This window comes from uncultured Friedmanniella sp., from assembly GCF_964244005.1.
In the GTDB taxonomy this organism is placed as follows: Bacteria; Actinomycetota; Actinomycetes; order Propionibacteriales; family Propionibacteriaceae; genus Microlunatus.
This window is the reverse complement of sequence record NZ_CAXTHG010000009.1, coordinates 20789-46331: the sequence shown is the minus strand read 5'-3', so window position 1 is coordinate 46331 and position 25543 is coordinate 20789. Positions and strand designations below refer to the sequence as shown.

The 25543-nt window shown below is 68.2% G+C and carries 20 protein-coding genes and 1 pseudogene; 15 read left to right on the top strand and 6 right to left on the bottom strand.

Translation table 11 applies throughout. The features are described from left to right. Positions 1-39 precede the first annotated feature (39 nt). The gene (locus tag ACFE76_RS07685; RefSeq protein ID WP_375431153.1) at positions 40-1251 is read left to right on the top strand and encodes a S1C family serine protease; all 1212 of its coding nucleotides are present in this window, start codon (positions 40-42) and stop codon (positions 1249-1251) included. A gap of 64 nt (positions 1252-1315) precedes the next feature. Here ACFE76_RS07685 and ACFE76_RS07680 read toward each other — a convergent pair whose 3' ends face one another. Beyond that, a complete protein-coding gene (locus ACFE76_RS07680) occupies positions 1316-2308 on the bottom strand; it encodes an aldo/keto reductase (RefSeq protein WP_375431152.1) in 993 nt (330 codons plus the stop codon). 681 nt (positions 2309-2989) lie between these two features. On the opposite strand from ACFE76_RS07680, the gene ACFE76_RS07675 reads away from it, so the two are divergent. The 10 genes from ACFE76_RS07675 to ACFE76_RS07630 all read left to right on the top strand — a co-directional run bounded on the left by ACFE76_RS07675 (position 2990) and on the right by ACFE76_RS07630 (position 17583). Next, positions 2990-3238, top strand: coding sequence for a hypothetical protein (locus tag ACFE76_RS07675; protein ID WP_375431151.1), 249 nt, complete (start codon positions 2990-2992; stop codon positions 3236-3238). Between the two features lie 298 nt (positions 3239-3536). Beyond that, positions 3537-3989 carry a hypothetical protein gene (locus ACFE76_RS07670; protein ID WP_375431150.1) on the top strand — a complete coding sequence of 151 codons (453 nt, stop codon included), beginning with the start codon at positions 3537-3539 and terminating at the stop codon, positions 3987-3989. Between the two features lie 311 nt (positions 3990-4300). Beyond that, positions 4301-9841 carry a DUF4082 domain-containing protein gene (locus ACFE76_RS07665; protein ID WP_375431149.1) on the top strand — a complete coding sequence of 1847 codons (5541 nt, stop codon included), beginning with the start codon at positions 4301-4303 and terminating at the stop codon, positions 9839-9841. Between the two features lie 39 nt (positions 9842-9880). Next, entirely contained in the window at positions 9881-10939 is a 1059-nt protein-coding gene (locus tag ACFE76_RS07660) for a Gfo/Idh/MocA family protein (RefSeq protein WP_375431148.1), read from the top strand. After that, on the top strand, positions 10936-11955 hold the full coding sequence (locus tag ACFE76_RS07655) for an NAD-dependent epimerase/dehydratase family protein (RefSeq protein WP_375431147.1): 1020 nt from the start codon (positions 10936-10938) through the stop codon (positions 11953-11955). Before ACFE76_RS07660 ends, ACFE76_RS07655 begins: the two co-directional genes overlap by 4 nt. Further along, positions 11952-13091: a DegT/DnrJ/EryC1/StrS family aminotransferase gene (locus ACFE76_RS07650; RefSeq protein WP_375431146.1), complete on the top strand. Its 1140-nt coding sequence runs from the start codon at positions 11952-11954 to the stop codon at positions 13089-13091. Before ACFE76_RS07655 ends, ACFE76_RS07650 begins: the two co-directional genes overlap by 4 nt. Then, positions 13092-13754: a NeuD/PglB/VioB family sugar acetyltransferase gene (locus tag ACFE76_RS07645; protein WP_375431145.1), complete on the top strand. Its 663-nt coding sequence runs from the start codon at positions 13092-13094 to the stop codon at positions 13752-13754. After that, a complete protein-coding gene (locus ACFE76_RS07640; protein WP_375431144.1) occupies positions 13751-14857 on the top strand; it encodes a DegT/DnrJ/EryC1/StrS family aminotransferase in 1107 nt (368 codons plus the stop codon). The genes ACFE76_RS07645 and ACFE76_RS07640 overlap by 4 nt, the downstream gene beginning before the upstream one ends. 6 nt (positions 14858-14863) lie before the next feature. After that, positions 14864-16339: a lipopolysaccharide biosynthesis protein gene (locus ACFE76_RS07635; protein ID WP_375431143.1), complete on the top strand. Its 1476-nt coding sequence runs from the start codon at positions 14864-14866 to the stop codon at positions 16337-16339. Continuing rightward, positions 16336-17583 carry a glycosyltransferase gene (locus tag ACFE76_RS07630; protein ID WP_375431142.1) on the top strand — a complete coding sequence of 416 codons (1248 nt, stop codon included), beginning with the start codon at positions 16336-16338 and terminating at the stop codon, positions 17581-17583. Before ACFE76_RS07635 ends, ACFE76_RS07630 begins: the two co-directional genes overlap by 4 nt. A gap of 25 nt (positions 17584-17608) precedes the next feature. Here the strand turns inward: ACFE76_RS07630 and ACFE76_RS07625 are convergent, their stop codons facing one another. The 3 genes and pseudogenes from ACFE76_RS07625 to ACFE76_RS07615 all read right to left on the bottom strand — a co-directional run bounded on the left by ACFE76_RS07625 (position 17609) and on the right by ACFE76_RS07615 (position 20178). Continuing rightward, positions 17609-18298: a hypothetical protein gene (locus ACFE76_RS07625; protein WP_375431245.1), complete on the bottom strand. Its 690-nt coding sequence runs from the start codon at positions 18296-18298 to the stop codon at positions 17609-17611. Between the two features lie 198 nt (positions 18299-18496). Next, positions 18497-19000 (bottom strand): annotated as a pseudogene (locus ACFE76_RS07620) (DUF4082 domain-containing protein); the annotation flags it as partial. Positions 19001-19317: 317 nt separating this feature from the next. Beyond that, positions 19318-20178, bottom strand: a complete 861-nt coding sequence (locus ACFE76_RS07615; protein WP_375431141.1) for a glycosyltransferase — start codon at positions 20176-20178, stop codon at positions 19318-19320. A gap of 244 nt (positions 20179-20422) precedes the next feature. Here ACFE76_RS07615 and ACFE76_RS07610 point away from each other — a divergent pair, with 244 nt between their 5' ends. Both ACFE76_RS07610 and ACFE76_RS07605 read left to right on the top strand, forming a co-directional pair. Then, positions 20423-20926, top strand: a complete 504-nt coding sequence (locus ACFE76_RS07610; protein ID WP_375431140.1) for an acyltransferase — start codon at positions 20423-20425, stop codon at positions 20924-20926. Positions 20927-20929: 3 nt separating this feature from the next. After that, positions 20930-21889, top strand: coding sequence for a glycosyltransferase family 2 protein (locus tag ACFE76_RS07605; protein WP_375431139.1), 960 nt, complete (start codon positions 20930-20932; stop codon positions 21887-21889). A 50-nt stretch (positions 21890-21939) separates the two neighbouring features. Here the strand turns inward: ACFE76_RS07605 and ACFE76_RS07600 are convergent, their stop codons facing one another. Continuing rightward, entirely contained in the window at positions 21940-22746 is an 807-nt protein-coding gene (locus tag ACFE76_RS07600; protein WP_375431138.1) for a glycosyltransferase family 4 protein, read from the bottom strand. Positions 22747-23289: 543 nt separating this feature from the next. On the opposite strand from ACFE76_RS07600, the gene ACFE76_RS07595 reads away from it, so the two are divergent. Continuing rightward, positions 23290-24027 carry a polysaccharide deacetylase family protein gene (locus ACFE76_RS07595; protein WP_375431137.1) on the top strand — a complete coding sequence of 246 codons (738 nt, stop codon included), beginning with the start codon at positions 23290-23292 and terminating at the stop codon, positions 24025-24027. On the opposite strand, the gene ACFE76_RS07590 is transcribed toward ACFE76_RS07595, so the two are convergent. Continuing rightward, positions 23962-24657 (bottom strand): hypothetical protein, encoded by a 696-nt coding sequence (locus ACFE76_RS07590; protein WP_375431136.1) that lies wholly within the window; start codon positions 24655-24657, stop codon positions 23962-23964. The two genes, ACFE76_RS07595 and ACFE76_RS07590, sit on opposite strands and share 66 nt — an antisense overlap. A gap of 162 nt (positions 24658-24819) precedes the next feature. On the opposite strand from ACFE76_RS07590, the gene ACFE76_RS07585 reads away from it, so the two are divergent. Next, positions 24820-25515, top strand: coding sequence for a hypothetical protein (locus tag ACFE76_RS07585; protein WP_375431135.1), 696 nt, complete (start codon positions 24820-24822; stop codon positions 25513-25515). The last annotated feature ends 28 nt before the right edge of the window (positions 25516-25543 follow it).

The following is a 25543-nucleotide window of genomic DNA, read 5'->3' as shown; positions in this document are numbered from 1 at the left end:
TTGCTCGTTCCCACGAAGCCGAGCAGCAGGAGGAACGTCATGGTCAGCAGGTGGAGCCCGTCTCGTCGGGTGCGGACGGCGATGGGGACGGCACTCCTGGCGGTGAGCCTGAGCGTGACGGCGGTGCCGGCCCTCGCCGTGCCGAGCGCGAGCGCGGTGTCCCTGGTCGACTGGTCAGACGCCACCGGCAGCTACGGCCGCTACGGCGGCTGGTCCGGCGGCGGCCAGGGCACGTACGAGCAGCAGAGCGAGTCCCCCGACGCCCGCGTCGACTCCGACCCGGCCACGGCCAGCCAGTCGAAGGGCGTCGTGCTGATCAACACGGTGCTCGGCTACGAGGACGCCGCCGGGGCCGGCACGGGCGTCGTACTGACCGCCGACGGGGAGGTGGTGACCAACTACCACGTTGTCGAGGGCGCGACCTCCATCAAGGTGACCGTAGCCAGTACCGGGAAGACCTACGCCGCGACCGTGGTCGGGCACAGCGCGACCACCGACGTAGCCCTGCTGAAGCTGACCGACGCCACGAGCCTGCCCACCGCCACCGTGGACGACGACACGCTCGGGACCGGCGACACCGTCACGGCGGTGGGCAACGCCGAGGGCACCGGCACCCTGACCGCCGCCAAGGGCACTGTGACCGACCTGAGCACCTCCATCACGACCGCGAGCGAGGGCTCGGTGGCGTCGGAGGAGCTGACCGGGCTGATCGAGACCACGGCCGACGTGGTGCCTGGCGACTCCGGTGGCCCGCTGATCGACCACGAGGGCGAGGTCGTCGGCTTGGACGTCGCCGCCTCCAACGGCTCGACCAGCGCCACGATCGACGGGTACGCGATCCCGATCGCCGACGCGCTCGCCGTGGTCGAGCAGATCCTCACCGGCGAGTCAACCGCCACCGTGGAGGTCGGCGCCAAGGCCTTCCTCGGCGTGCAGGTCACCGACACCGCCACCGCGGTCTCTCCCGGCGCCTCGTACGACGGCTCCTCCTACACCGGGTCTGGGGGTGCGGCGGCCGGCGGTGGCGCCGGCGTCGCCGCCGTGGTCGACGGCTCCCCCGCCGCCCGCGCCGGGCTCGAGGTCGGCGACACCATCACCGCGGTCGGCTCGACCGCCGTCACCTCGGCCAGCGACCTGAGCACCGCACTCGGCCGTTACGGCGTCGGTGACCGCGTCCAGGTCACCTGGACCGACGCCGCCGGCGACTCCGCGCACACCACGGTCACCCTGGCGGCCAGCCCGACGGCCTGACCGGCCGTCCCCACGGACCACCCCTGCCCCTGCGGCCCCCCGACGCCGGGCAGGGGTCCTCACCTCACCAGCGGTCGTGCACCTGGGGCCGGATCAACCGGTCGTAGAGCTCGGTGACCCCGGCGAGGAAGTCGGCCGGCAGCGCCGCGAGCGAGCCGGCTGCGGCGTTGCTGCGGGCCTGCTCGATCGACCGGGCGCCCGGGATGACGGTGCTGACGCCCGGCTGCTGCGCCACCCAGGCCAGCGCAGCCTGGGCCGGTGAGACCTCGAACGGCAGCGCGGCCACCAGCGAGGAGAACTCGACGGCCGCCTGGACACCGGTCTCGAAGTCCACCCCGGAGAAGGTCTCGCCGACGTCGAAGGCGCTGCCGTCGCGGTTGTAGGTCCGGTGGTCGTCCTCGGCGAAGGTCGTCTTCGCGGTGTACTTGCCGCTGAGCAGCCCGCTGGCCAGCGGCACCCGGGCGATGATGCCGACCCCGGCCTGCTGAGCCGCCGGCAGGACGTACTCCAGCGGCTTGAGCCGGAACGCGTTCAGGATGATCTGGACCGTCGCGGTCCCCCGCCGCGAGATGGCGGTCAGCGCCTCGTCGCAGGTCTCGACGCTCACGCCGTAGGAGGCGATGGCGCCGTCGGCCACCAGGGTGTCGAGGGCGTCGTAGACCTCGTCGTGGGAGTAGACGGAGGTGGGCGGGCAGTGCAGCTGCACCAGGTCGAGCTGGTCGGTGCCTAGGTTGCGACGCGACCGGTCGGTCCAGGCGCGGAAGTTCTCCAGGACGTAGTTCTCGGGCACCTGGTCGACCCGCCGGCCCATCTTGGTGGCGACGGTGACCGTCAGGTCGGGGTGGTCGCCGAGGTAACGCCCGATCAGCTGCTCGCTGCGCCCGTCGCCGTAGACGTCCGCGGTGTCGAACACGGTGACGCCCGCCTCGACCGAGGCGTCCAGCAGGGCCAACGCGTCCGACTCGGTCACCTCGCCCCAGTCCGCCCCGAGCTGCCAGGTCCCCAGGCCGATGACCGAGACCGGACGTTCTGTCTTTCCGAGCACGCGTTCGTCCATCGCGCGAGCATAAGTGCTCGCACTCCGGCCGGCTCGGCCGGCCACCCCGGCAGGATCGCGGCACCAGGACCCGCCGTCTGCTCGAGATCGACACCCTCGTCGCGTTCGACGCCGCCCTGGACAGCCACCCCGGCTGACCGGCTGCTTCGTCCAGGGCCTCGACCTACAACCCGTTCGGCCGCGCTGCTGGCGCACGACCCGCGGGGTGCGGGTGTTCCCGGGCTGCACCTGTGCTCCTGAGGTGAGGACCGGTTGCGGTGACGTGGGTCCTTGCTCTTCCCGCGGCTGCCTGACCTGCCCTTCGACCCGTACCGGCCCACGCTGTACGACGCCCACCCGCTCTAGAGGGCACCGACCCGTACGCCGACAGCCCGGACGCCGCCGGCTACGCCTGAACCAAGGCGCCGCCGTCGGTGGACCGCACGCTGGCGGCCACGCTGCACGAGCACGCTGTCGCCGACGCGCTGGACGATGCGACCGCCGGGCTGGACCCTCGACGACTCGCCGGGGTGATGCTTGGGCATGCGCTGCGCTGCGACGAGCCCGCGTACGGCGAAGCAGCCGCGCTGGGCGCTGCGCTCACCACAGGTGGTCGGACGGTGTTGACCGGCGGCGGCCCAGGCGCGATGGAGGGGGGCGAATCTGGACGACTACCTCAGTCCCTGGGCCGCCGAGCCGACCATGCTGTTCGACACCCTGGAGCTCCTGGCGGCCGCCTTGGCGGTCCAGCAGCGCTGGCCCGCCGCCACCGCGGGCCACAGCCTCAGCGCGCCGACCTGGTCGTGCCCTTGGTGCTGGTGGGAGTGGAGTACTGGACCCAGCGCTATCCCAGTTGGCCTCTGCTGCAGCGACTCGGCGCTGACCGGCCGACGGCTGCGGCGGTGGCTCTGCGTCGACTCCTTGGACGAGGCCGCTGAGGTGCTGACCTGAGCACCCCTTGCCGACAGGAGGAGATGTTGCATCTGAAGCACGATCAGCGGCTTTCCACGTGCTCACTCCTGCGAAGACCTATCGTCAGGTTGGCGCGAGGGCCGGCGTAGTTCTTCGGGGGTAAGGCATGCGTGGACCGATCTGGATGACGGCGTTGGTTCTCGTCGTGACAAGTGCGACTGGATGTTCCCTCGGCCTGACGGCCCCCGGGAGCACGGCTGGCAGTCGGCCTCCTGTGCAGCTCCCGTCCTCCTCCCCGTCACTGAGCCCGCAGAGATCTGCGGCTGGACGAATCCCGATGCAGGACGACCTCGCCAAGTCTCCGTTACGGCGCACCATCAGCTCGAGCGGGCTCCGCGTGACCCTTCGTTACGCGACTGCTTCACCTGGCGCGACGTGGACCGCGCAGAACCCGCAACCCCTTCAGGTGAGCGTCAAGGTCACGAACATCCGTAAACCCGCTCGAAAGGTTTACGTGACGCGAGCGACGATGCGCTTCACCATCAGCGACGCGACCGGAGACGTGCCCGGGCCCGATCCTCTGGTCGACGCCACCAACCTCACCCCGGGTTACCTGGCGACCTCCCCGTTCAGCTACGAGCAGTCCTTTGCTGTCCCGGCCCTGGACGACAACGCGAGACGACTCACCGTTGACCTCAAGCTGGAGCTGGTGTCTCTCGTCGACCGGAATGCCAGGGATTACACCAAACAGACCGTGACCGACACCGTCAAGGTGGACCTGACCGGCTGAGCCGAGGCCCGTGAACTTCGGACCTACCACCTCGAACTCAGGAAAGATTCCGTAGTTGGCCCGCGAGCGGCCTCTCGCCGTTAGGCTCCAGATGCTCGACGGCCGACGGGGTTCCCCGGTACCGCGGGGGTTTGGCCGAAGTCGGGCCAGGCACTCCAGCGGCAGTTCGTCAGGCTGTTGGTCGTCGCGGGGGCGGCTCAGACACCGGGGGGTGCGAGAAAATGACGACACGTCGGTCCGGACGCGTTGCAGGAGACGCGGGACGCTCACAACCAGCTAGGCGCCGCTCACCGCTCGCACTTCTCCTCACCATGGCTCTTGTGGTGATCGGCGCCATCACCGTGTTGCCCGCGCAGCGAGCGGAAGCTGCCTGCAGTGGGAACGTGATCGTCTGCGAGAACCAGCTCCCGGGCACGCCCGCCAGCACGTGGGACATCGATGACGAGGGCGACCAGAGCATCCAAGGCTTCTCGACCAAGATGAGCGTCAACGCAGGCTCGCGGGTCGACTTCAAGATCGACACGGACGCCCGCGCCTACCGGATCGAGATCTACCGGCTCGGCTACTACCAGGGAAATGGCGCTCGACTGGTCGCCAACGTCACGCCCTCAGCCACGCTCCCGCAGACGCAGCCCGCTTGCGCCACGGATGCCGCAACGGAGGTCTACGACTGCGGCACCTGGGCGGTATCAGCCTCCTGGGACGTGCCCGGCGCAGCAGTGTCCGGGGTCTACATCGCCCGCTTAATCCGGACCGACACCGGCGGCGACTCCCACATCCCGTTCGTGGTACGCAACGACGGGAACACCTCGTCCGTGCTCTTCCAGACCTCCGACACCACGTGGCAGGCCTACAACAACTACGGCGGCTCGGACTTCTACCACGGCAAGGCGAACGGCCGCGCCTTCAAGCTCTCCTACAACCGGCCCTTCTCCACGCGAGGGACGGTGAACGGACGCGACTTCCTGTTCTCCAACGAGTTCCCGACGATCCGGTTCCTGGAGCAGAACGGCTACGACGTCTCCTACGTCTCGGGACTGGACGTGGGCACCGACCCCGCCTTGCTCCCCAAGCACAAGGTGTTCATGTCGGTCGGCCACGACGAGTACTGGACAGCCGGCCAGCGCAAGAACGTGACCGACGCCCGCGACTCCGGGGTCAACCTCGCCTTCATGGGAGGCAACGACGTCTACTGGAAGTCACGCTGGGAGCCGTCGCAGGACGGGAACAACACCGCCAACCGGACGCTCGTCACCTACAAGGACACCTGGGCAGACACCCAGCTCGACCCCAAGGAGCCCACCCCTACCTGGCGGGACCCGCGCTTCGGCCAGCTGGACTACGGCTACGGTCCCGAGAACGCCTTGATCGGCACCCAGTTCCAAGCCAACTCCGTTGACCTCGCTATTCAGGTGAGCGCGGCGGAGGGCCGGCTCCGGCTCTGGCGCGGCACGACCCTCGCGGCGATGGCGAGCGGAACCACGGCCACCTTGAGTGACCACACGGTCGGCTACGAGTCCAACGAAGATGTGGACAACGGCTATCGACCCGCTGGGCTCATCGACATGTCCACCACCGTCGGTCCCACCCCGGAGTACCTGACCGACTACGGCAACACCGTCGTGTCCGGGACGACGACTCATCACGTCACGCTCTACCGAGCCGCAAGCGGGGCTCTTGTCTTTTCGGCCGGGTCGATCCAGTGGGGCTGGGGGCTGGACTCCAATCACGACGGCACCGCCACACCAGCCGACCCTCGGATGCGGCAAGCCACGGCGAACCTGCTGGCCGACATGGGAACCACGCCGACGACCGTGGCAGGTGATCTCGTGCAACCGACGGCGAGCACGGACACCACTCCCCCGACCGTCAGCATCAGCGCGCCTGCCGCGGGGAGCACCATCGCCCAGGGCTCCTTGGTGACGGTTTCGGGAACCGCGTCGGACGTCGGCGGGGTCGTGGCCGGGGTCGAGGTATCGGTCGACGGCGGAGCAACCTTCCATCCGGCCAGCGGGACCACATCGTGGACCTATAGCGACATCCTGACCGGCAACGGGCCCGGAGCGATCCAGGTCCGCGCAACTGACGACTCGGCCCGTACGCAGGTGCCCGCCAAGCTGGCGGTGAACTCAGCCTGCCCGTGCTCCATCTTCGGCGTCGCCGTCCCCAGGCTGGTTGACGCAGCCGACGGCAGTGATGTCACTCTCGGGACGAAGTTCACGGCGTCAGCGGACGGCTTCATCAGCGGTCTGCGCTTCTACAAGGCCGCGGCGAACACCGGACCGCACACCGGAACGCTCTACGCCGCCAACGGCACCGTCCTCGCCACCGGCACCTTCAAGAACGAGACAGCCAGTGGCTGGCAGACCATGACCTTCAACTCGTCGGTCGCCATCACAGCCGGGACGACCTACGTCGCGGCCTACCGCGCCCCGAACGGGCATTACTCAGCCGACCTCACCTACTTCGCGGTCCCGCACAACGCGGGTGTCCTGACCGCCAGCGGGGGTACCGGCGTGGCGAACGGCGTCTACGCCGAAGGCGCGAACTTCCCGTCGAGCAGCTACCGGCAGACGAACTACTATGTCGACCCGCTCTACTCCGACGTGAACGCCAGCCCGGTACTGGTGACCGCCGTCAAGCCCTCGGCGGGAGGCACCTCGGTGCCGGTCACCTCGAACCCGAAGGTCACCTTCTCCAAGGACGTGCCGGCAAGTTCACTGACGATGCAGATTACCGACCCCTCGGGCACCGCTGTGCCGGCGACGGTCAGCTACGACGCGGCAACCTTCACCGCCACGGCGAACCCGTCGCAGGGACTGGCCAGCGGCACCCTCTACACGGTCACCGTCAACGCAGCCAACCTCGCCGCGCCGGTCCAGTGGACCTTCACCACGGCCGTTCCCGACGGGCAGCCCAACGTCTGTCCCTGCACCCTGTTCAACGACGACGAGGCGCCCGCGAGCGGCCCTGATGCCGACACGCGTCCGGTCCAGCTCGGCATGGCGTTCACCGTAGGCAACCCTGGCCAGATCACCGGCATCCGTTTCTACAAGAACCTCGAGAACCAGGGTGACCACACCGTCGCCCTCTGGTCGGGCAGCACCAAGCTCGCTGAGGCCAACGTCACGAGCGAGACGACGTCGGGGTGGCAGCAAGCCTCTTTCGACACGCCGGTTCCGGTCGAGACGGGTACGACCTACGTCGCGTCCTACCTGGCACCGCTGGGGCGCTACGCCTTCACCGGCGGCGGTCTCGCGAGCAAGCTCACGAAGGCTCCGCTCTCCTCGGTGGCCAACGGCGGCCGCTACGGCTTCACCACGTCGGCTCCGACGAGCACCTCGTCAGCGAACTACTTCGTCGATCCGGTCTTCGCCCCAGCTCCCGCCGCCGCTCCCGTTGTCCGTCAGATATCGCCCGCCGACGGCGCCGCCTCGGTCCGGGTCGGCACCCAGGTCTCCGTCACCTTCAGCACCGACATCCAGCCAGGCTCCGCGCAGATCAGCCTGAAGCGGGTGTCGGACGGCGTCGCTATCGACGGTACGACGAGCGGGGAGTCCCAAGGCTCGGTCGCGAACTTCGTACCGGCGGGCGACCTTGACCCGGGTACCAAATACACGGTTACCGTGTCGGGGGCCCGGAACCTCGCGGGCACGCCGATGACCTCGACGACCACCGCGACGTTCACCACCTCTGGTGCCGCTGCCTGCCCGTGCACGCTGTTCGACAGCACGATCAAACCGGGTCAGTCCGACTCGGGCGACACTGCCGCCGTGACGCTGGGAGTCACCTTCACCCCCACGGTGAACGGCTACATCAAGGGCCTTCGCTACTACCGCGACGCCGCTAACACCGGTACGCACACCGGCACCCTGTACACCGCCGCCGGGGAGCGGCTGGCCGACCTCACCTTCACCGACAGTGGGACGGGTTGGCAGACCGCCAACTTCGCGACCACGGTCCCCGTCACCGCTGGCACCACCTACGTCGCGGCCTACTACGCGCCGAACGGGCGCTACTCGGTCGATCTCAACTACTTCGGCAGCGATGTGTCGAACCCGCCCCTTCGCTCTGCTTCACCCGGCGGGGTGTACCTCTACGCGAACGGATTCCCGAACAAGAGCTACATGAGGAGCAACTACTACGTCGACGTGGTCTTCACGACCAACGACACCGACCCTCCCGTCGTCAGCAGCGTCGCTCCGACGGCGGGCGCCACCTCCGTGCCCGCTTCGACTGCGGTCACAGCCACATTCGCGCGACCGATCGACCCGACGACCCTCGATTTCCGGGTCACCGACCCGAACGGGCAGCTGGTCGGCGGTCAGCTGCTGTACGACGCCTCGAGCCGGACCGCGACCTTCACCACCTCGTCGTCCCTGCTCGCCGGAGCGACCTACATGGCGTCGGTTACGGCCAGCAGCTCCTCGGGCGTAGCCATGGTCGCGTCCAAGACCTGGAGCTTCACCACGGAGGACACCCAGCCTCCGACTGTCGCCGCCGTCGGTCCCGGAGAAGACGCGGCGGGTGTGTCGCCGACAGCACGCGTCAGTGCTGCCTTCACCAACCCGATCGACCCGACCTCGCCCCTCTTCACCGTCACCAACGCCGCAACCAGCACCTCGGTGAGTGGCACCACGTCGTATGACGCCACGACCCGGACGGCCACCTTCACCCCGTCGGCGGCGCTGGCGAACTACACCAGCTACACGGCCTCGGTCTCGGCGCGCAACACCTCCGGGATCAGCATGCCCACGCCGAAGACCTGGAGCTTCACCACGGCGGACACCATCGCGCCTACGGTGAGCAGCACCGCTCCCGCCGCAGGCGCGACCGGGGTTGCCGGCGCCAGCGTCGTGTCGGCCACCTTCGCCCGGACCGTTGACCCGGCGTCGGTCCAGCTGACCCTGAAGAACGCGGCCGGGACATCGGTCAGTGGCAGTACCAGCTACAACGCCGCCACCCGGACTGCCACCTTCACCCCGGGCGCGGCACTGGGGAGCGCTACCACCTACACCGCCACGGTGACGGCCAAGAACCCGTCAGGGGTGGCGATGGCCACCGCCAAGACGTGGTCCTTCACCGTTGCCGACACCGACGCCCCTGTCGTGTCTGGCCGCGCGCCGGCGGCTGGGGCCACCAACGTCGCTCCGACCAGCACGGTGACCGCCACCTTCGCGCGTTCCGTCGCGAGCAGCCCGTCGCCGTCGCTCAGTCTCAAGACCGCGGCCGGCAGCAGCGTCACCGGGACCACGACCTACAACACCGCGACGCGAACGATCACGTTCACCCCCTCCGCCGCGCTCACCAGCTCGACCGGCTACACAGCCACCGTGAACGCCACGAGCGCCGGCGGGACGCCGATGGCCCCCGCCACCTGGTCCTTCGCGACGGCGGCGCAGACCTTCAGCCTGTACGCCACGACTAGGACGCCGAGCGCGACGGTCACCACCACCACACCGACGACGGTGGGCGTCTCGTTCAGCTCCAGCCGAGCCGGGTCGTTGACGGGCATCCGCTACTACGCGGCCTCGACCAATACGGCGCGAACGGTCAAGCTCTACTCGTCCACCGGAACGGTCCTGGGCACGGCCACCACGACGGCGACCGGCACCGGCTGGCGCACGGCCAACTTCGCCACCCCGGTGGCCATCACGGCTGGAACCACCTACGTCGCCTCCTACTACAGCTCCGTCGGACGTTGGTCGACCACCACCGGTGGCTACAGCTCCGCCTACACCTCCGGGCCGCTGAGCGTGGCCGTCTCGGGTGGGCGCACCGGCAACGGTGACACCTATCCCGCAACCACCAACACCACCAACTTCTGGGTCGACGTGCTCGTGCTCATCTGAGCCCGACGCGACGACCACTACTTACAGGAAGAAACACGCATGCGTTCGATCGCCGTCATCGGGGCTGGTTACTGGGGCCCCAACCTCGTCCGGAACTTCCGCAACAGCGCCGACTGGGACCTGGTCGCGGTCTGCGACCTCGACGAGGCCCGGGCCCGCAAGGTCGTCGGGGCGCGCTCCACGGTCGACGTCGAGACCTCGGTCGAGCGGCTGCTCGCCCGAGACGACCTCGACGCCATCGCCATCGCCACCCCAGCTCGCACCCACGCTCCGCTCGCGCTGGCCGCCTTCGAGGCCGGCAAGCACGTGCTGGTGGAAAAGCCGCTGGCCGACAATGCCGAGACCGCGGCGCTGATGGTCTCCGCCGCAGCCGCAGCCGACCGGGTGCTGATGATCGACCACACCTACTGCTACACCCCGGCGGTCCGCCACATCCAGCAGGTCGTGGCCTCCGGTGAGCTCGGCGAGATCCTCTACGTCGACTCGACCCGGATCAACCTGGGCCTGGTACAGCCCGACGTCGACGTCTTCTGGGACCTGGCGCCGCACGACCTCTCCATCCTGGACTTCATCCTGCCGGGCGGGCTGGACCCGGTGACGGTCAGCGCCAGCGGGGCGGACCCGCTCGGGGCCGGCAAGGCCTGCGTCGGTTACCTGACCATGCCGCTCGCCTCCGGGGGCATCGCCCACATCAACGTCAACTGGCTCTCCCCGACCAAGATCCGGCAGATGGTGGTCGGCGGCAGCCGCCGGACGCTGGTCTGGGACGACCTCAACCCGCAGCAGCGGATCGCGATCCACGACCGTGGCGTCGACCTCGGCACCCAGGCCGCGGACGTCAAGCGCCGGGCGGCGGTCACCGTCTCCTATCGGATGGGCGACATCACCGTGCCGGCCCTGCCTGAGACGGAGGCCCTGGCGGGGATGGCGGCCGAGTTCGCTGCCGCCATTGAGGAGCGGCGGGCACCGCGGACCGACGGCACGGCCGGACTCCGGGTGCTCTCGGTGCTCGAGGCGGTCAGCACGAGCCTGGTCACCGGTGGTGCGGTCGCGCCGACTTCTCACGCCACCGCGAGCACCAAGGAGCTGGTCGCGTGAGCACCGCCAACCTGAGCGGCGCGACCGTCCTGGTGACGGGCGGGGCCGGCACGATCGGCTCGACCATCGTCGACCAGCTGCTGGCCGCCGACGTCGCCGAGGTCCGGATCCTCGACAATCTCGTCCGTGGGCGCCGCGGGAACCTCCGCGAGGTCCTCGACGACCCACGGCTGCGGTTGGTCGTCGGTGACCTGCGGGACCGCGACCTGGTCCACGACCTGACCCGGGGCACCGACCTCGTCTTCCACCAGGCCGCGATCCGGATCACCCAGTGCGCAGAAGAGCCCCGGCTCGCGCTGGAGGTGCTGGTGGACGGCACCTTCAACGTGATCGAGGCTGCCGCCCAGCACAGCGTGGACAAGCTCGTCGCCGCGTCCTCGGCCTCGGTCTACGGGCTGGCGGAGGAGTTCCCCACGACCGAGCATCACCACCCGTACGACAACGACACCTTCTACGGGGCCGCCAAGACCTTCAACGAGGGGATGCTGCGCAGCTTCCGGGCCATGAGTGGTCTGGACTATGTGGCGCTGCGCTACTTCAACGTCTACGGCCCCCGGATGGACATCCACGGCCTCTACACCGAGGTGCTGATCCGGTGGATGGAGCGGATCAGCGCGGGCCGGCCGCCGCTGATCTTCGGCGACGGGCGGCAGACGATGGACTTCGTCTTCACCACCGACATCGCCCGGGCGAACCTGCTAGCCGCCGCCAGCGAGGTCGACGAAGGCGTCTACAACGTGGCCTGCGGTGTGGAGACCTCCCTGAAGGGCCTCGCCGAAGCGCTGCTCGAGGTGATGGGTTCTGACCTCGGGGTGGAACACGGTCCCGACCGGCCCGTCAACGGGGTGACCCGGCGACTGGCCAGCACCGAGGCCGCCAGCCGCGATCTCGGCTTCACCGCCACTGTCGGCCTCACCGAGGGCCTGACCGAGCTGGTCGCCTGGTGGCGCGCCGAGCAGGAGCTCGACCTCGACGCCGTCGACCAGCAGCTCGAGGCCGCAGGAGCGGGCGCATGAGCAGGGTCAACGTCATGGTGCCCTACCTCGGGGAGGAGGAGGTGGCCGCGGTCACCGAGGTCCTCCGCTCGGGCTGGGTCGCCCAGGGCCCGCGGGTCGCAGCCTTTGAGACGGCGTTCGCCGCCGCCATGCAGGCGGAGCACGCCGTGGCCACCTCGTCGTGCACGACCGCCCTGCACCTGGCCCTCGAGGTCGTCGGGATCGGGCCGGACGACGAGGTCGTTGTCCCGTCGTTCTCCTTCATCGCCACCACCAACGCGGTGCGCTACATCGGAGCGACCCCGGTGTTCGCCGACGTCGACGTGACCACCGGCAACCTCACGGCGGAGACGGTGGCGGCCGTGTGCAGCGAACGGACTCGTGCCGTCATCGTCGTCGACCAGGGCGGCGTCCCGGTCGACCTCGACGCCATCCGCGCCATCTGCGACCCCCGGGGCATCACAGTGATCGAGGACGCAGCCTGCGGGGCCGGCTCGACCTACCGGGGCCGGCCCGTCGGGGCCGGTGCGGAGATCGCGGCCTGGTCGTTCCACCCACGCAAGATCCTGACCACCGGCGAGGGCGGGATGATCACCACCTCTCGCCCGGAGTGGGCTGCGCGGGCTCGCAAGCTGCGCGAGCACGCCATGAGCGTCTCCGCCGCCGACCGGCACGGCCAGGTGCTCGCGCCGGCCGAGACCTACGACGAGGTCGGCTACAACTTCCGGATGACGGACCTGCAGGCCGCAGTGGGGATCGTGCAGCTCGGTCGGCTGCCTGAGATCGTGGCCCGGCGCCGGGCGCTGGCGGCCGGTTACGCCAAGGTGGTCGACGAGCTGACCGGGCTGCGATGCGTGGCGGACCCGGCCTATGGCACCAGCAACTTCCAGTCGTTCTGGCTGGAGGTCTCCCCTGAGTCGGGTCTCACCCGTGACGAACTGCTGGTACGGCTCGCGGATGCCGACATCTCGGCCCGCCGCGGCATCATGTCCACCCACCGGCAGCCGCCCTACGTCGGCGTCGCCGCACCGGGGACGCTGCCCGTCACCGAGCACCTCACCGACTCCACGCTCATCCTGCCGCTCTTCCACCAGATGGATGACAGCGAGCAGGGTCGCGTGCTTGAGGTGCTGTCCGGCACCGGGGCGGCCGGCTAGATGGCGTCCCTGATCCTGATCGCCGCCGGTGGACTGGGGCGAGAGGTGCTTGCCGCGGTCGAGGCCCGGGGGCAGGACCGGGTACTGGGCTTCCTCGACGACGACGGCGCTGTGCACGGGACTCGCGTCGGCGGAGTGGAGGTTCGCGGCCCTATTGACTCCGCCGACCGGTACCGGGAGGCCTCGTTCGTCATCTGCGCCGGGTCGGGTCGAGCGCGGGCGGCGATCGTCGAGCGCCTCAGCGCTCGCGGCATCCACGGCGGGCGGTACGCCACGGTCCTGGATCCGACCGTCCGGGTGCACTCCAGCTGCCGGGTCGGACCCGGCAGCGTCCTGCTGGCCCACACGGTGCTGACCGCTGACGTGAGCGTGGGCAGCCACGTCGTGACGATGCCGCACGTCACCCTGACCCACGACAACCAGGTCGGTGACTACGTCACGCTCTGCGCCCAGGTCACGCTCGGAGGCGAGGTGCGGGTGGGCGAGAAGGCCTACCTGGGCATGGCCGCCTCGGTGCGGGAGCGGCTGACGGTCGGCCCGCGGTCCACCCTCGGCATGGGAGCGGTCCTCTTGGAGGACCTTCCGGCCGACCAGACCTGGGTCGGCTGCCCGGCCCGTCCGCTCCACCACAACGTCACCCACCTGAGGAACAGATCCGCATGAACATCCCACTGGTAGACCTCGGCGCTCAGCAGGCTGAGATCAACGACGAGGTGCGCGCCGGCTTGGACGAGGTCTTCGCGACGACCTCCTTCATCGGCGGCAAGGCCGTCGCGGAGTTCGAGCTGGCCTACGCCGAGGCGACCGACGTCGCCCACTGCGTGGGCGTCGCCAACGGGACGGACGCCCTCGAGCTCGCCCTGAGGGCGGCCGGGGTCGGTCCGGGCGGCGAGGTCGTCCTCCCGGCGAACACCTTCGTCGCTACGGCAGAAGCGGTCTCGCGGATCGGCGCGGTGCCGGTGCTGGTCGACGTCGACGACGTCCACCTGCTCATCGACCCGGACGCGGTCGCCCGAGCCGTCGGCCCGCGTACGCAGGCCGTAGTGCCCGTTCACCTGTTTGGTCAGGTCGCTCCCGTCGAGCGGATCATCCCGATCGCCGAGTCCGTCGGAGCGGTCGTGGTGGAAGATGCGGCGCAGTCGCAGGGAGCAACCCGGTACGGCCGTTTCGCGGGCTCACTGGGGCTCGTGGCTGGTACGAGCTTCTACCCCGGCAAGAACCTCGGGGCAGCCGGTGACGCTGGTGGTGTGACCACTGACGACGCCGGAGTCGCTCAGCGCGTGCGACTGGTCGCTAGCCACGGTTCGAGCCGTAAGTACATCCACGACGTCATCGGGATCAACTCCCGTCTCGACACCATCCAGGCCGTCGTGCTGAACGCCAAGCTGAGGCGTCTGCCGCGATGGAACGAGCAGCGCCGACAGGCGGCGGCACGCTACGACGCGCTGCTCGCCGACCTTCCCTCGGTCCGCCGGCCCCGTTCCCTGGAGGGCAACGTGGACGTCTGGCACCTGTACGTCGTGCGCGTGCCCGAGCGGGACCGCATCCTGGCCGAACTCAACGAAGGCGGCATCGGCGCTGGCGTCCACTACCCGGTCCCGGTCCACCGCGCTCCGGCCTACTCCTCCCTCGGGTACCCAGCCGGCGCCTTTCCGGTCACCGAGGCGGCGGCCGAAGAGATCCTGTCCCTCCCGTTGTTCCCGCACATCACCGAGGAGCAGCAGGCTCGGGTCGTCGCGGCGCTTGCTGCATCGTTGAAGCGCTGACCTCGCATGACGGCTCCGGTCGAGACACCCCCAGCGCCCCCTGGCGCAGGCCTCGCAGCGAAGGCCGGCCGCGCCTTCGGTTGGAGCTTCCTGAACAGCATCGTCGGTCGCTTCGGCACGCTGGCCATCGGCATCGCGCTCGCCCGGTTGCTCGGTCCTGAATCGTTCGGCACCTTCGCCGTCGCGACCGTTGCCCTGCTCGCGATGCTGAGCTTCAACGAGCTCGGCGTCAGCCTGGCGATCGTGCGATGGACTGACGAGCCCGAAGAGATTACGCCTACCGTCAACACCCTCTCGGTGGCGATGAGCAGCCTCCTGCTGGTCGGAGTGTGGTTCGCGGCCCCGTGGTTCTCCAGCACCATGGGCGACCCGTCCGCCACGCCTGTCGTCCGGCTGATGGCGGTCTCGATCGTGATCAACGGAATCGTCGCATCGCCCGCGGCTCTGCTTCAGCGCAACTTCCGTCAGGGCCGCCGGATGGCGATCGACCAGGTCAACACTTGGCTCGGGGCCGCCGTATCGCTCGGCCTCGCCTTGTCAGGGCTAGGGGCGATGAGCCTCGCCGTCGGTCGGATCGCGGGCAGTCTCGTCGCCGCCGTCCTGTTTCTGGTCTGGTCGCCTCTTCCCTATCGCTTCGGTCTCGACCGCAACGTAGCGCGTCGCCTCCTGCGGTTCGGACTGCCCCTCGCCGGCGCCAGCGTGATCGTCTTTCTCGTCGGCTACACCGACCAGTTGGTCGTCGGCTCCCGACTCAATGCGGCCCTGCTTGGCTTCTACGTCCTCGCGTTCAACCTGTCGAGCTGGCCGGTCAGCATCTTCTCTCAACCGTTGCGCAGCGTGGCTCCTGCAGCGTTCGCACGCCTCCAGGGTCAGCCCGACAAGATGAACCACGCTTTCCGTTCGGTCTTCGGCATCCTGTTCGCGGTCACGATTCCGACGTGCGCGCTTCTGGCGGCCGCCGCCATCCCAGTCGTCCGGGTGGTTTACGGCGAACGGTGGCTTCCCTCAGCGGTGGTCCTCCACTGGCTAGCCGCGGCCGCCATCGCCAGGATCTTCTTCGAGCTCAGCTACGACTATCTCGTGGTGCGCACAGCGACTCGCGGCATCCTGGTCGTGCAAGTCCTCTGGTTGATCGCGCTACCCCCCGCTCTGCTCGTCGGCGTGCACTTCTTCGGTCTTGTGGGCGCCGCAGCAGGGCAACTGCTGGTCTCTGCCTGCGTCGTCGTCCCGGCCTATTGCGTGTTGTTGCGGCGGGCTGGCGTCCGGCTCAGCGGGCTCGCCCGGGAATTCGCGCCATCTGCGCTCGGGGGCGGGGTGATCGTCGGTTTCACCAGCCTCATCGCGTATCTAGTCAGCAACCCGCTGACCGTCTGCGTCGTCGCCGGCCTCCTGGCCGGGGTGGTCGCAGCCGTCCTGATCTTCCTGCGACGGGGAGAGCTCGCGGCAATCCGCTCACACCGGGGCGAGGAGGTGGCTGCGTGAAGGTAATCGTCTTCCCGCACGACCTCGACATGGGCGGCAGCCAGTTGAACGCCATCGAGATTGCGGCGGCAGTACGGGACCTGGGTGTCGATGCCACCATCTTTGGGCGTCCGGGCGCCCTGAACACGCGTATCGCCGAGCTCGGTCTGGAATTCGTCGAAGCTCCTCGACCTCGCCGTCGGCCCTCTCCGGCGGTGGTGAGCGCACTTCGAGGTGCGGCGACTCACCGAGGTGCGACGGTGCTGCACGGATACGAATGGCCACCGGCACTGGAGTGCTACCTGGCGTCCGCTCGACTACACGCAACTGTTGGCGTTTCGACAGTGATGTCGATGTCTGTTGCGCCATTTCTCCCCCGGAGGATGCCCCTACTGGTCGGAACCGAGCAGATCGCTGACGCGGAACGCGTTGCCGGCCGAGCGGAGGTCGGCGTGCTCGAGCCCCCGGTGGACCTCGCCCACAACGCGCCAGTCCCTGCCGAAGAGGTCGCGTCCTTCAGGCGTCGGTTTGAAGTAGGCACGCGCGACTTCTTGATCGTCTGCGTGAGCAGGCTGGCCCGCGAGCTCAAGGCCGAAGGCATGCTCACAGCCATCAGCTCAACCGCGGACTTTCCTGCGAGCTGGCGGGTCAGGCTCCTCATCGTTGGCGATGGTCCTGCACGCGAAGAGATCCGGCAGGCTGCGGCTACGGCCAACAGCAAGGCGGGTCGAACCGTCGTCACCCTCGCCGGTCAGCTCATGGACCCGCGGCCCGCCTATGCGGCGGCTGACGCGGTGCTGGGCATGGGGGGATCCGCGCTTCGCGCTCTCGCCTACTCGAAGCCGTTGATCGTCCAGGGCGAACGTGGGTTCTTCTCCCTGCTCGACGAAGCCAGCGCCCCGACCTTCTTCTGGCAGGGCTGGTATGGCGTGGGCTCGGATGTCGCGCAGGGCTCAGCCAACCTCACACGGATCCTCGACCACCTGGTCTCCCACCCAGAAGTCTGCCGGACGGTCGGGACCATGGGTCGCACGCTGGTGGTCGAACGATTCTCGCTGACAGCCGCAGCTCGCCGTCAGGTGGAATTCTACGAGTCGGCGCTGGAGGCCAAGCCCAGCACCTCCGCGATGGTCGCCGGTGGGACCAGGGCTCTGCCTGCGTATGCGCGCTACCAGCGGGACAAGAAGTTACGCCGAGCTTTCGGGCGCGCGACGACCGACGACTTCAACACCAAGCCGGTCGCCGCCGCCCGAGTCGCTCGATAGACCTCGGCGGGCACAAGTTCCCCACCTACGGACGGATGGCCGCACCTGTGTCCGCGTAGGTGTTGTTGACCCAGGTCAAGGGCACGTTCGTACGAACAGGACCGTAATTGCTCTCTCGACCCCAGGTGTTGTTGCGGAACTCGATATCGTCGATGAAGTACTGGCCGTTGTTTCCGTCGACGACCTGCACGGTGTAGTTACCGCCGTCGAAATAATTGCCCTCGACGAGTAAGGGCCCTTTGGAGCTCGGGCCAAGGTCGGGTGCGACGAACATCGCTGTGTTGGCCGACTTCGTCGTCGCCATGTCGATGACGTTGTTGCGGACCACCGCGTTGACCACCCCAGACTGGACCTGGATGCCGTCGGCATGGGCACCGGAGTCAGGCGTCAGATCGTGGATCCAGCTGTCCGCCAGCACAGTGTCGGAGCCGAGCTTGACGCCGTCCCCGGAGGTGGAGTGGATGTTGACGCGGTAGGCCTGCCAATCATCGCCACCGATGCCGTTCTCGAACCCGTAGATCTCGGAATCCCTGATGGTCACGCCGCCCGACCGCACCTGGACGGCATTGCCGCTCCCCGAACCGTGGATTCTCGACTTCTCGATCACCACGCCGGGAGCCTCGATCGAAATGCCCCCGGTGATATCGAGCCCCGACAGCAACGTGTTCGCCTGGGTGACTCGGAGACTGGCCACCTGCCGGAGCACTGTGCCCACCGGGAGTCCCGTAGTCGTCGGACCGGGTTCTGAGCCGCCGGTGGAAGGCGTCGACGAGGAGGTCGACGTCGACGGAGCCGGGGTCGCGGACGGGGATGGGGACGTTGACGAGCTCGGTGCCGTGCTCGGTGCGGGCGCAGAAGGCGCGGAGGACCCACCCTGGGTAGAAGGCTTGAAGACCGGAGTTACCCAGTAGTTGCTGGACCTATAGGTCTGGTCGGGGAAGGAGCTCGACGACCCGTAGTGGTAGCGTCCCGCGTCCGCGCGCGGAATCGTGATCTCTGCTGCGGCGGACGTCCCCGAGTAGTTCTCAGTGACGGCGTACTGCCCCCGAGGAGCGAAGTAGGACGCGACGAATGAGTCAGAGGCCTTGACCCCGACCGGGGAGGCGAAAGACACAGACTGCCAACCTGCCCCGGTCGAGCTGGAGAAGCTAGCCATCGCAAGACGCCGCCCCCCCTCGGCCCACAGCGACCCTGTCTGACCGACTGCAGGCGAAGCACCGGTCTGCCAGTAGCGGATACCGGTGATCTGGCCATCGACCTCGACGGTGAAGGCTGTTCCGAGTTCGACAGAATCCGAGTCGTCGGTCGCAGCGGTCACCCCGGAAGGGGTTCTCCAACCCCAGATGGTCCGCTCGCCACCAGCCGCGACCGAGCAGAGGCTTGGTCCCCCCAGCGTCAGCACAAAGGCTAGTGCCATGCCGATCGACAGCAACGCAGTGCGCGATCTCTTTCGTCTCATCTGTTTCCTTTTCGTACCAGCTCACATCTGCTGGAGTGGACATGGCCTTGACCTGCGCGTGCGAAGAACTGTCTGCCCGGCGCTGTCGCACCGGCGACTGGGTCGCGGTGCAGGACAGCAGGGCGGCATTCGATCGACCGCGGTCCATCGGCGCCGGGCGAGAAAGTATCACGAATCGATTACGATCGGACACTCGAGCCGATTTTGGCAGGTCAGTCCTGCGCGGAGCCTGGATCAGCTTCCTTCCGCACCCGACTAAGCCCCTGGTCGCCCCGTCAGAGCCCTGGAGCGCGAGTGGACTCATCACGGTTCCAGGCCTGGGATGCCCAGTGGCCACGCATGCGTGCTGCTCGGTGACCGGCTAGCAGTCGAGACCCGAAGTACGGAACCGCGGGTAACCACAACGACGGTCTGCGGGCGATGCGCCTGATCAGGACACGGCTGCTCCCAAGGCGCTCCTCGTGGTGGAAGTGCGGAAAGCGGTGAGCGATCTCCTCGCTACCGGCGATGATGCGCGCTTGCCTGCGGGTGAAGGAACTCAGGGTTCGAGGAGCAGTGATCACGAACACCTGATCGGAGACGGACAGTCGCTCAGCGCTGTCGAACAGCCGCAGAACGTACAGGTCGTCGGCGATCACGTCCGGGAACCGGTCGAACCGCGCACGCCCGGCCTCTGACAAGAGGTAGAGGCCGGACCCGATCATGTTCCTACCGCGGTAGTCCGTGAGCGCCCAGACCTGGTACTGCCACCGCACGAACACACTCGCATCGGCCACGTCGACCTCCAGCCGCGGCGCACCCGCGACGAAACCGCCCTCGGTGAGTGCGTCCGCAACAGCGAGCAACGCTCCGGCGGAGACCCGGACATCAGCGTCGAGGTAAGCTCGTGGGAACGCTGTGGCTGCCGCGTCACCGGCGTTGAGAGCCGCGATCTTCGACGCCTCGGCAACCTCGACGACCTTGACGCGGGGTGAGACCGCGGCGGCTATTGCTACGGTGTCGTCAGAACAACCGTTAGCCGCCACGACGAGCTCGAGCCGGCTCTCAGGATCGGTGTCGATGAGCCGCCGAAGTGTCCCTGCAATCACGCCGGACTCGTCGTGCGCCGGGATTATCACGCTGACGGGTCCTGGCACCGAGCCGCTCCTCCCTGCTGCAATTCAACTCACTCTAGACCGGCTGCTCGCATCTCGAGGAACTCCGGCGCCGACGGGCATTACGGTCTATCGTCGAGCCATGGTCAGGACCGGCGGGGGCCGAGCCGCTCGCCCGGCGACGGAGGACGCCCCTCCCGCTGGGGAGAGCCGCGGCGCGGTGCGCCTGGTATCGGCGGTTCACTCCCTGCTCAGCCCCCGGACCTGGATCCACCTGGCTCGTTCGGTGCACTTCGCCTCGTACTCCTACGTCCGTGAGGTCCGCAAGATCACTCTGGGCCCAGGGGTCCGCATCGCCCCGAACGCCAGCTTCCGCAACGGCGAGCGCATCACCATCGGGAAAGAGAGCCATATCGGCGAGCACGACATGATCTGGGCCGGCAACACCTCCGGCACAGTGACGCTTGGCAACCACTGCCTGCTGGCACCGCACGTGACGATCACCGCATCCAACTACGGGATCGACCAGGGCAGCATCCCGGTGATGTACCAGCCCAAGATCGAGCAGGACGTCGTGCTTGGCAACGATGTCTGGCTCGGCGCCAACGTCGTCGTGCTCGCGGGGGTCACTATCGGTGACGGGGCTGTCATCGCCGCCGGGGCTGTCGTCACGAAAAATCTCCCGGCGCAGTGCATCGCTGCTGGGGTGCCCGCGAAAGTGATCGGCATGCGGCCTTCTACGGGCGAAGCCAGCGGCATCCCGGACTCCTCTGCTCCCGTGTCAGGTTGAGGCATGGCTGTCTCAATCGTCATCGTGAGCTACAACACTCGCGATGCGACGCTCGAATGCATCAGCAGCGTCCTCGAGTCCCCGCCTAACGATGCCACCATCGTCGTTGTGGACAACGGGTCGACGGACGACTCCGCCGCAGCGATCCGCGAGCGGTATCCCTCAGTGGTCGTTGACGAAGCTCGGGCGAACCTGGGCTTCGCAGCTGGAGTCAACCGTGGGGTGAGGCGAACAGCGGGCGAGTACGTCCTCCTGCTGAACCCCGACACCGTGGTCCGACCTGGCTCTCTCGCAAGTCTTATGGCCTTCGCCGAGAACAACCCCCACTACGGGCTCTACGGCGGTCGTACGGTGCACCGCGACGGCAGCCTCGAGCCGAGCTCTTGCTGGGGCGCCCCGAGCCTGTGGTCGCTGACCTGCTTCGCCCTGGGCCTTTCGACCATCTTCAAGCGGTCACGGCTGTTCGACCCCGAGTCGCTCGGATCCTGGGCTCGCGACACGGTGCGCGAGGTACCGATCATCACCGGCTGCCTGTTATTGATGCGCCGTGCCCACTGGGACGCGCTCGGTGGCATGGACGAGACGTACTTCCTCTACGGCGAGGACGCCGACTTCAGCATCCGCGCCACCCGGCAAGGCCACTGTCCAGTCATCGTCCCCCAGGCTGTCGTCATCCACGACGTCGGCGGTTCGAGCGCTTGGCACGGCGCGAAGATGAGCATGGTGATGGCGGGTAAGACAACCTTGCTCAAGCGCTCCTGGACCCCGGGGAGGGCGAGGATCGGCATCGCTCTGATCGCAGCTGGGACACTGCTACGGGCCACGGCCGAGCGCGCACTCGGTCGCCGGGGGACGTGGTGGACGGTGTGGCGACGCCGCCGCGACTGGTCAGAGGGCTATCCACGGGCACGATCGACCCTCTTCGGACTGCCGGTCGAGCAAGGACGGGGCGGCGGGGCCTAGGTGCTCGTGGAGCTGGACGGCCCCTCGTGAGCTAGAATCGGCACGCGGACTCAGGTCGCGGTCGTTAGCACCTTTCCTACAGCGGCGACGACCTCACGACCAGCCCGACTCCACGTGTAATGACCACGTTGCTGGTCGGCGGCCTGAGCGCACGCGGCGTAGAGGTGGTCGTCCTCGAGGGTGTCGTGGATGAGACTGGCAAGCTCGTCGACGGAGTTCGACGTGACGAGCCGGCCACCCGACACCGGGTCGATGATCTCGGGCATCGCACAGGCGTCGCGACCGATGCAGGGCAGCCCGCGGGACAGCGCTTCGGCGAACACGATGCCGAAGCCTTCCATCAAGGAGGGCATCACCAGAAGATCTGCTTCGTCCATCAGCTCGCCGACGCGGGGATGAGGCACCTTGCCCAGGAAGGTAACGCCGTCCGGGATGTCGCCGCGTAGTGGCCAGACGTCCGGGCCGGCCACCGTCAGCCTGATCTGCGCTCCGAGCTGCTGGCGGAGCCGTGCGAAGGCCGCGACCACCTGCGGGCCCCCCTTCGTGTCGAAGTCCCGGCCGACAAAGAGCAACTTCCGCTCGATGCCCGCTCGTCGTGGCATGACGGGGGCGCCGACGGCGGGGACTGCAGTGGAACCGGGATTGACCACTCGCAGACGCTCGATGGGAACACCACCAGCGACAAGGTGGTCGCGTAGCCAGCGGCTCATCGGCAGCAGCATGGCGGCGCTGGCGTAAATGTGGTCCTGACGTCGGCGAAGGGCGTCAAGCCGACGCCGTGAGATCGTCCGGAAGTGAGGAACCCCCTCAGGTCCAAAGCGCTCGAGCAGGATGGCGTAGTTGAGGTCCTGCAGCACCAGAAAGGGGACCGACACCTCTCCGAGGTCTTGGATCTCGAGGACGGCATCGACCTCGCTACGAGCAGCAGCGCGCTGGAGTGACCTGCTGACGAGGTGCCGGGTGGCCAGGCCCTGGCGCCACGAGGAGCCCCAACGTCCGGCTCGTTGCCGCGCGTACCCGGCACGGAGAGCCTGTCTGGTCACTGTGGGCAGTTCCACCCCGAGGTCCACGACGTGCGCGAGGCTCCTCATCTCGGCTCGGAGGTTCCAGGGGGTCCCCGACCACGAGGTCTCGAAGGGCCGGGTCCAGTGGCAGGCGAAGCCGATCGTGAACTCCCGGGTCTCGCCAACGCGGCGATCTGACGACATGTGGCCTCCACTTCTTCACTACCCGCCGAGCATCATTGCAGCGGCGCCGCCTGCCTGCAGGCTCTACGCCCGCGCTGGCCGTCGTGAGCCGTGCAGGCGACGCACCAGGATTCAGTAAGTCGTGCTCACCGGCATCGGTGAGCCAGTAGCGTGGGTTCGACCGGAGCCGAAAGTGGGAGGGGTGGAGGTGCGATGCGGGAACTCCGCGCTCGGCTCGGACCTGGGGGGCGAGTCGTCGCCCGCCAGCTGGCCGACTTGGCGCTCGCTCCAGGGTTCGGCTCGATCAACGCGGGAAGCTCGCCGGGGAGCGCGGCCCTCACGTTCGACGACGGCCCTGACCCCGGCACGACCCCCCTCATCCTGCGGGCGCTAGAAGGAGCAGGGGCTCGCGCCACCTACTTCCTGCTGGTCTCCCAAGCCGAAAGGCACCCAGAGCTGGTGCGCGAGATCCGTGACAGCGGCCACGAGATCGCTCTGCACGGCTTTGACCACACACCGCTCCCGTCGCTCCCGCACCGTGCTGCCGTGCGCGTCCTGAATGAGGCGCGACTGCGGCTCGAGGATGTCGCCCAGGTGCGAGTGAGCTACTACAGGCCTCCCTACGGGAAGCAGACACCAACCAGCTGGCTGGCCGCGCGCCGGGCCGGGCTAGAGGTCGTCGTGTGGTCGGCCGACGCAGCCGACTGGGAGGATCTTGAGCTGCTCGAACACGTCGACCAGGCGTTTGCGAGACTCACTGAGGGTGGGATTCTTCTGTTGCACGAGCGCCTGGAGCCGGGTCCGGACGGGTCCCCTGTCTTTGCGAGCGTCGACCGGGCTGCGCTGACAACTGCGATACTGGACGAGCTGGAGATCCGCAGACTGTCAGCGGTCACTGTCAGCGAACTCGTCGAGGGCGGCGCCGTCCGCACCGCTTGGTTCCGGCGCTGATGTTCGCCCTCGTAGAAGGCGCTCCAGCCCGAGGATGCCGGCCAGGGTCACCAGGATTCCGGCGAGACCGGTGCCCGCTAGCGCGCGAACGCGTGATCCGGACTGGATGGTGAAGACCGGCTGGTCCGGGCTCAGGGTAAGCCGGATCCGCTGGCTCTCAGCGACCTTCCGGCTATCCTGCAGCGCTGTCAAAGATCCTTCGATCTTCGTCAGCGCGTCCCGCATCTGCGCGGACGCCTCCTCAGAGGTGTAGCCCCAAGCCTTGACGTCGAGCCGCGGCTCCTCGTAGTCCACGTCCCACTGCCCACCCGCGTTCGGCTGGCGCAGACTCCATCCGGGTTCTGTTTCCGTGCTTGCGAGTGTCAGATCGGAGGAGACCGTCTGGGACTGGTCGTTGGGACCATTGACGTTGCGGGCCACGACTCCTGTCGTCGCGATCAGGGAGGTGGTCGTCGAGGCGATTGCGTTTCCCGGGGTGCCTTTCGGGACCAGCAGAATCACCGAAACACGCACGTTCCAGGCCTCGACCGGCGGCGAGACAAGAAACAGAGCGACACCGGTCAGAAGGAGGCCGACCGCGGTGACGAACCGGAAGCGCCAGCTGAGTACAAGCACGTCCCCGAAGGTCATCGGCCACCCCGCTCTTTCGTCGTCCCCCCGCCGAGGACCCCAACCCATGACTTGGTGGCACGAGTTGCCCGGACCACCAGACCAAGCAGTCTAGAGCCCTTACTCTGGAGTCGCAGGACGTTGGGAGAATGCCCGCGGGGGCTATAGGGGCGGAGGGCTTCGATGTACTTGGTGGAACTTGTGGGCGCACTGAGGCGACTCTGGTGGGCGGTCGTGATCGGGTTGCTGGCGACCGCCGCCCTCACATATGCCGCCTTCGCCCTTGTACCGGCTGAGCAAGAGGCTCGCGCGTCCTTGATGGTTCTCCCCACCGCTCGTGCCGCCGACGAGGCGGGCAACCCCTACCTTGTGCTCGGGGGACTCGAACCAGCCGCAGACATGCTTGCGGCCGCGATGAACAGCGGCCCCATTCACGACACCCTCGCACCGGCCCACGGCTCAGCGACGTTCGAGGTCTCGCGCGACACCACGTCAAGCGGTCCGATGCTCCTGGTCGACGTGACCGACTCCGATCCGGCCCGAGCCCTGGCGCTGCTCGACTCGGTGGTCAAGGCGATGCCAGAGGTCTTGTCAAAGCTCCAGGCGCAGGTGGGCGTGCGGCCAACCTCCAACCTGCTCACTCTCACTGAGGTCACTCGGGACACCAGCCCCGAGCCGTCGATCAAGAAGCAGTTGAGGGCGACTCTGGCGGCTGCCGTTGGGGGCCTCGCGTTGACCGTCCTGGGAACGAACGCGTTGGACGGCCTCCTGCGCCGCAGGTCGGCCAGCAAGTCTGAGCCGCAGCCTCGCCCGGCTCCCGAGACTGAGGCGCCGGAGGACTCAGACACAACGTGGGTATGGGCAGACTCAGCACGGTGAGCGGCTTGCCCCTGTATGGGATGCCAAC

What these genes read in the sequence shown, in the direction of transcription:
- ACFE76_RS07685 (WP_375431153.1), top strand. Translation starts at nt 40, where the DNA reads ATGGTCAGCAGGTGGAGCCCGTCTCGTCGGGTGCGGACGGCGATGGGG.
- ACFE76_RS07650 (WP_375431146.1), top strand. Translation starts at nt 11,952, where the DNA reads ATGAGCAGGGTCAACGTCATGGTGCCCTACCTCGGGGAGGAGGAGGTG.
- ACFE76_RS07605 (WP_375431139.1), top strand. Translation starts at nt 20,930, where the DNA reads ATGGCTGTCTCAATCGTCATCGTGAGCTACAACACTCGCGATGCGACG.
- ACFE76_RS07680 (WP_375431152.1), bottom strand. Translation starts at nt 2,308, where the DNA reads ATGGACGAACGCGTGCTCGGAAAGACAGAACGTCCGGTCTCGGTCATC.
- ACFE76_RS07585 (WP_375431135.1), top strand. Translation starts at nt 24,820, where the DNA reads ATGTACTTGGTGGAACTTGTGGGCGCACTGAGGCGACTCTGGTGGGCG.
- ACFE76_RS07640 (WP_375431144.1), top strand. Translation starts at nt 13,751, where the DNA reads ATGAACATCCCACTGGTAGACCTCGGCGCTCAGCAGGCTGAGATCAAC.
- ACFE76_RS07675 (WP_375431151.1), top strand. Translation starts at nt 2,990, where the DNA reads ATGCTGTTCGACACCCTGGAGCTCCTGGCGGCCGCCTTGGCGGTCCAG.
- ACFE76_RS07590 (WP_375431136.1), bottom strand. Translation starts at nt 24,657, where the DNA reads ATGACCTTCGGGGACGTGCTTGTACTCAGCTGGCGCTTCCGGTTCGTC.
- ACFE76_RS07665 (WP_375431149.1), top strand. Translation starts at nt 4,301, where the DNA reads ATGGCTCTTGTGGTGATCGGCGCCATCACCGTGTTGCCCGCGCAGCGA.
- ACFE76_RS07660 (WP_375431148.1), top strand. Translation starts at nt 9,881, where the DNA reads ATGCGTTCGATCGCCGTCATCGGGGCTGGTTACTGGGGCCCCAACCTC.
- ACFE76_RS07670 (WP_375431150.1), top strand. Translation starts at nt 3,537, where the DNA reads ATGCAGGACGACCTCGCCAAGTCTCCGTTACGGCGCACCATCAGCTCG.
- ACFE76_RS07645 (WP_375431145.1), top strand. Translation starts at nt 13,092, where the DNA reads ATGGCGTCCCTGATCCTGATCGCCGCCGGTGGACTGGGGCGAGAGGTG.
- ACFE76_RS07595 (WP_375431137.1), top strand. Translation starts at nt 23,290, where the DNA reads ATGCGGGAACTCCGCGCTCGGCTCGGACCTGGGGGGCGAGTCGTCGCC.
- ACFE76_RS07635 (WP_375431143.1), top strand. Translation starts at nt 14,864, where the DNA reads ATGACGGCTCCGGTCGAGACACCCCCAGCGCCCCCTGGCGCAGGCCTC.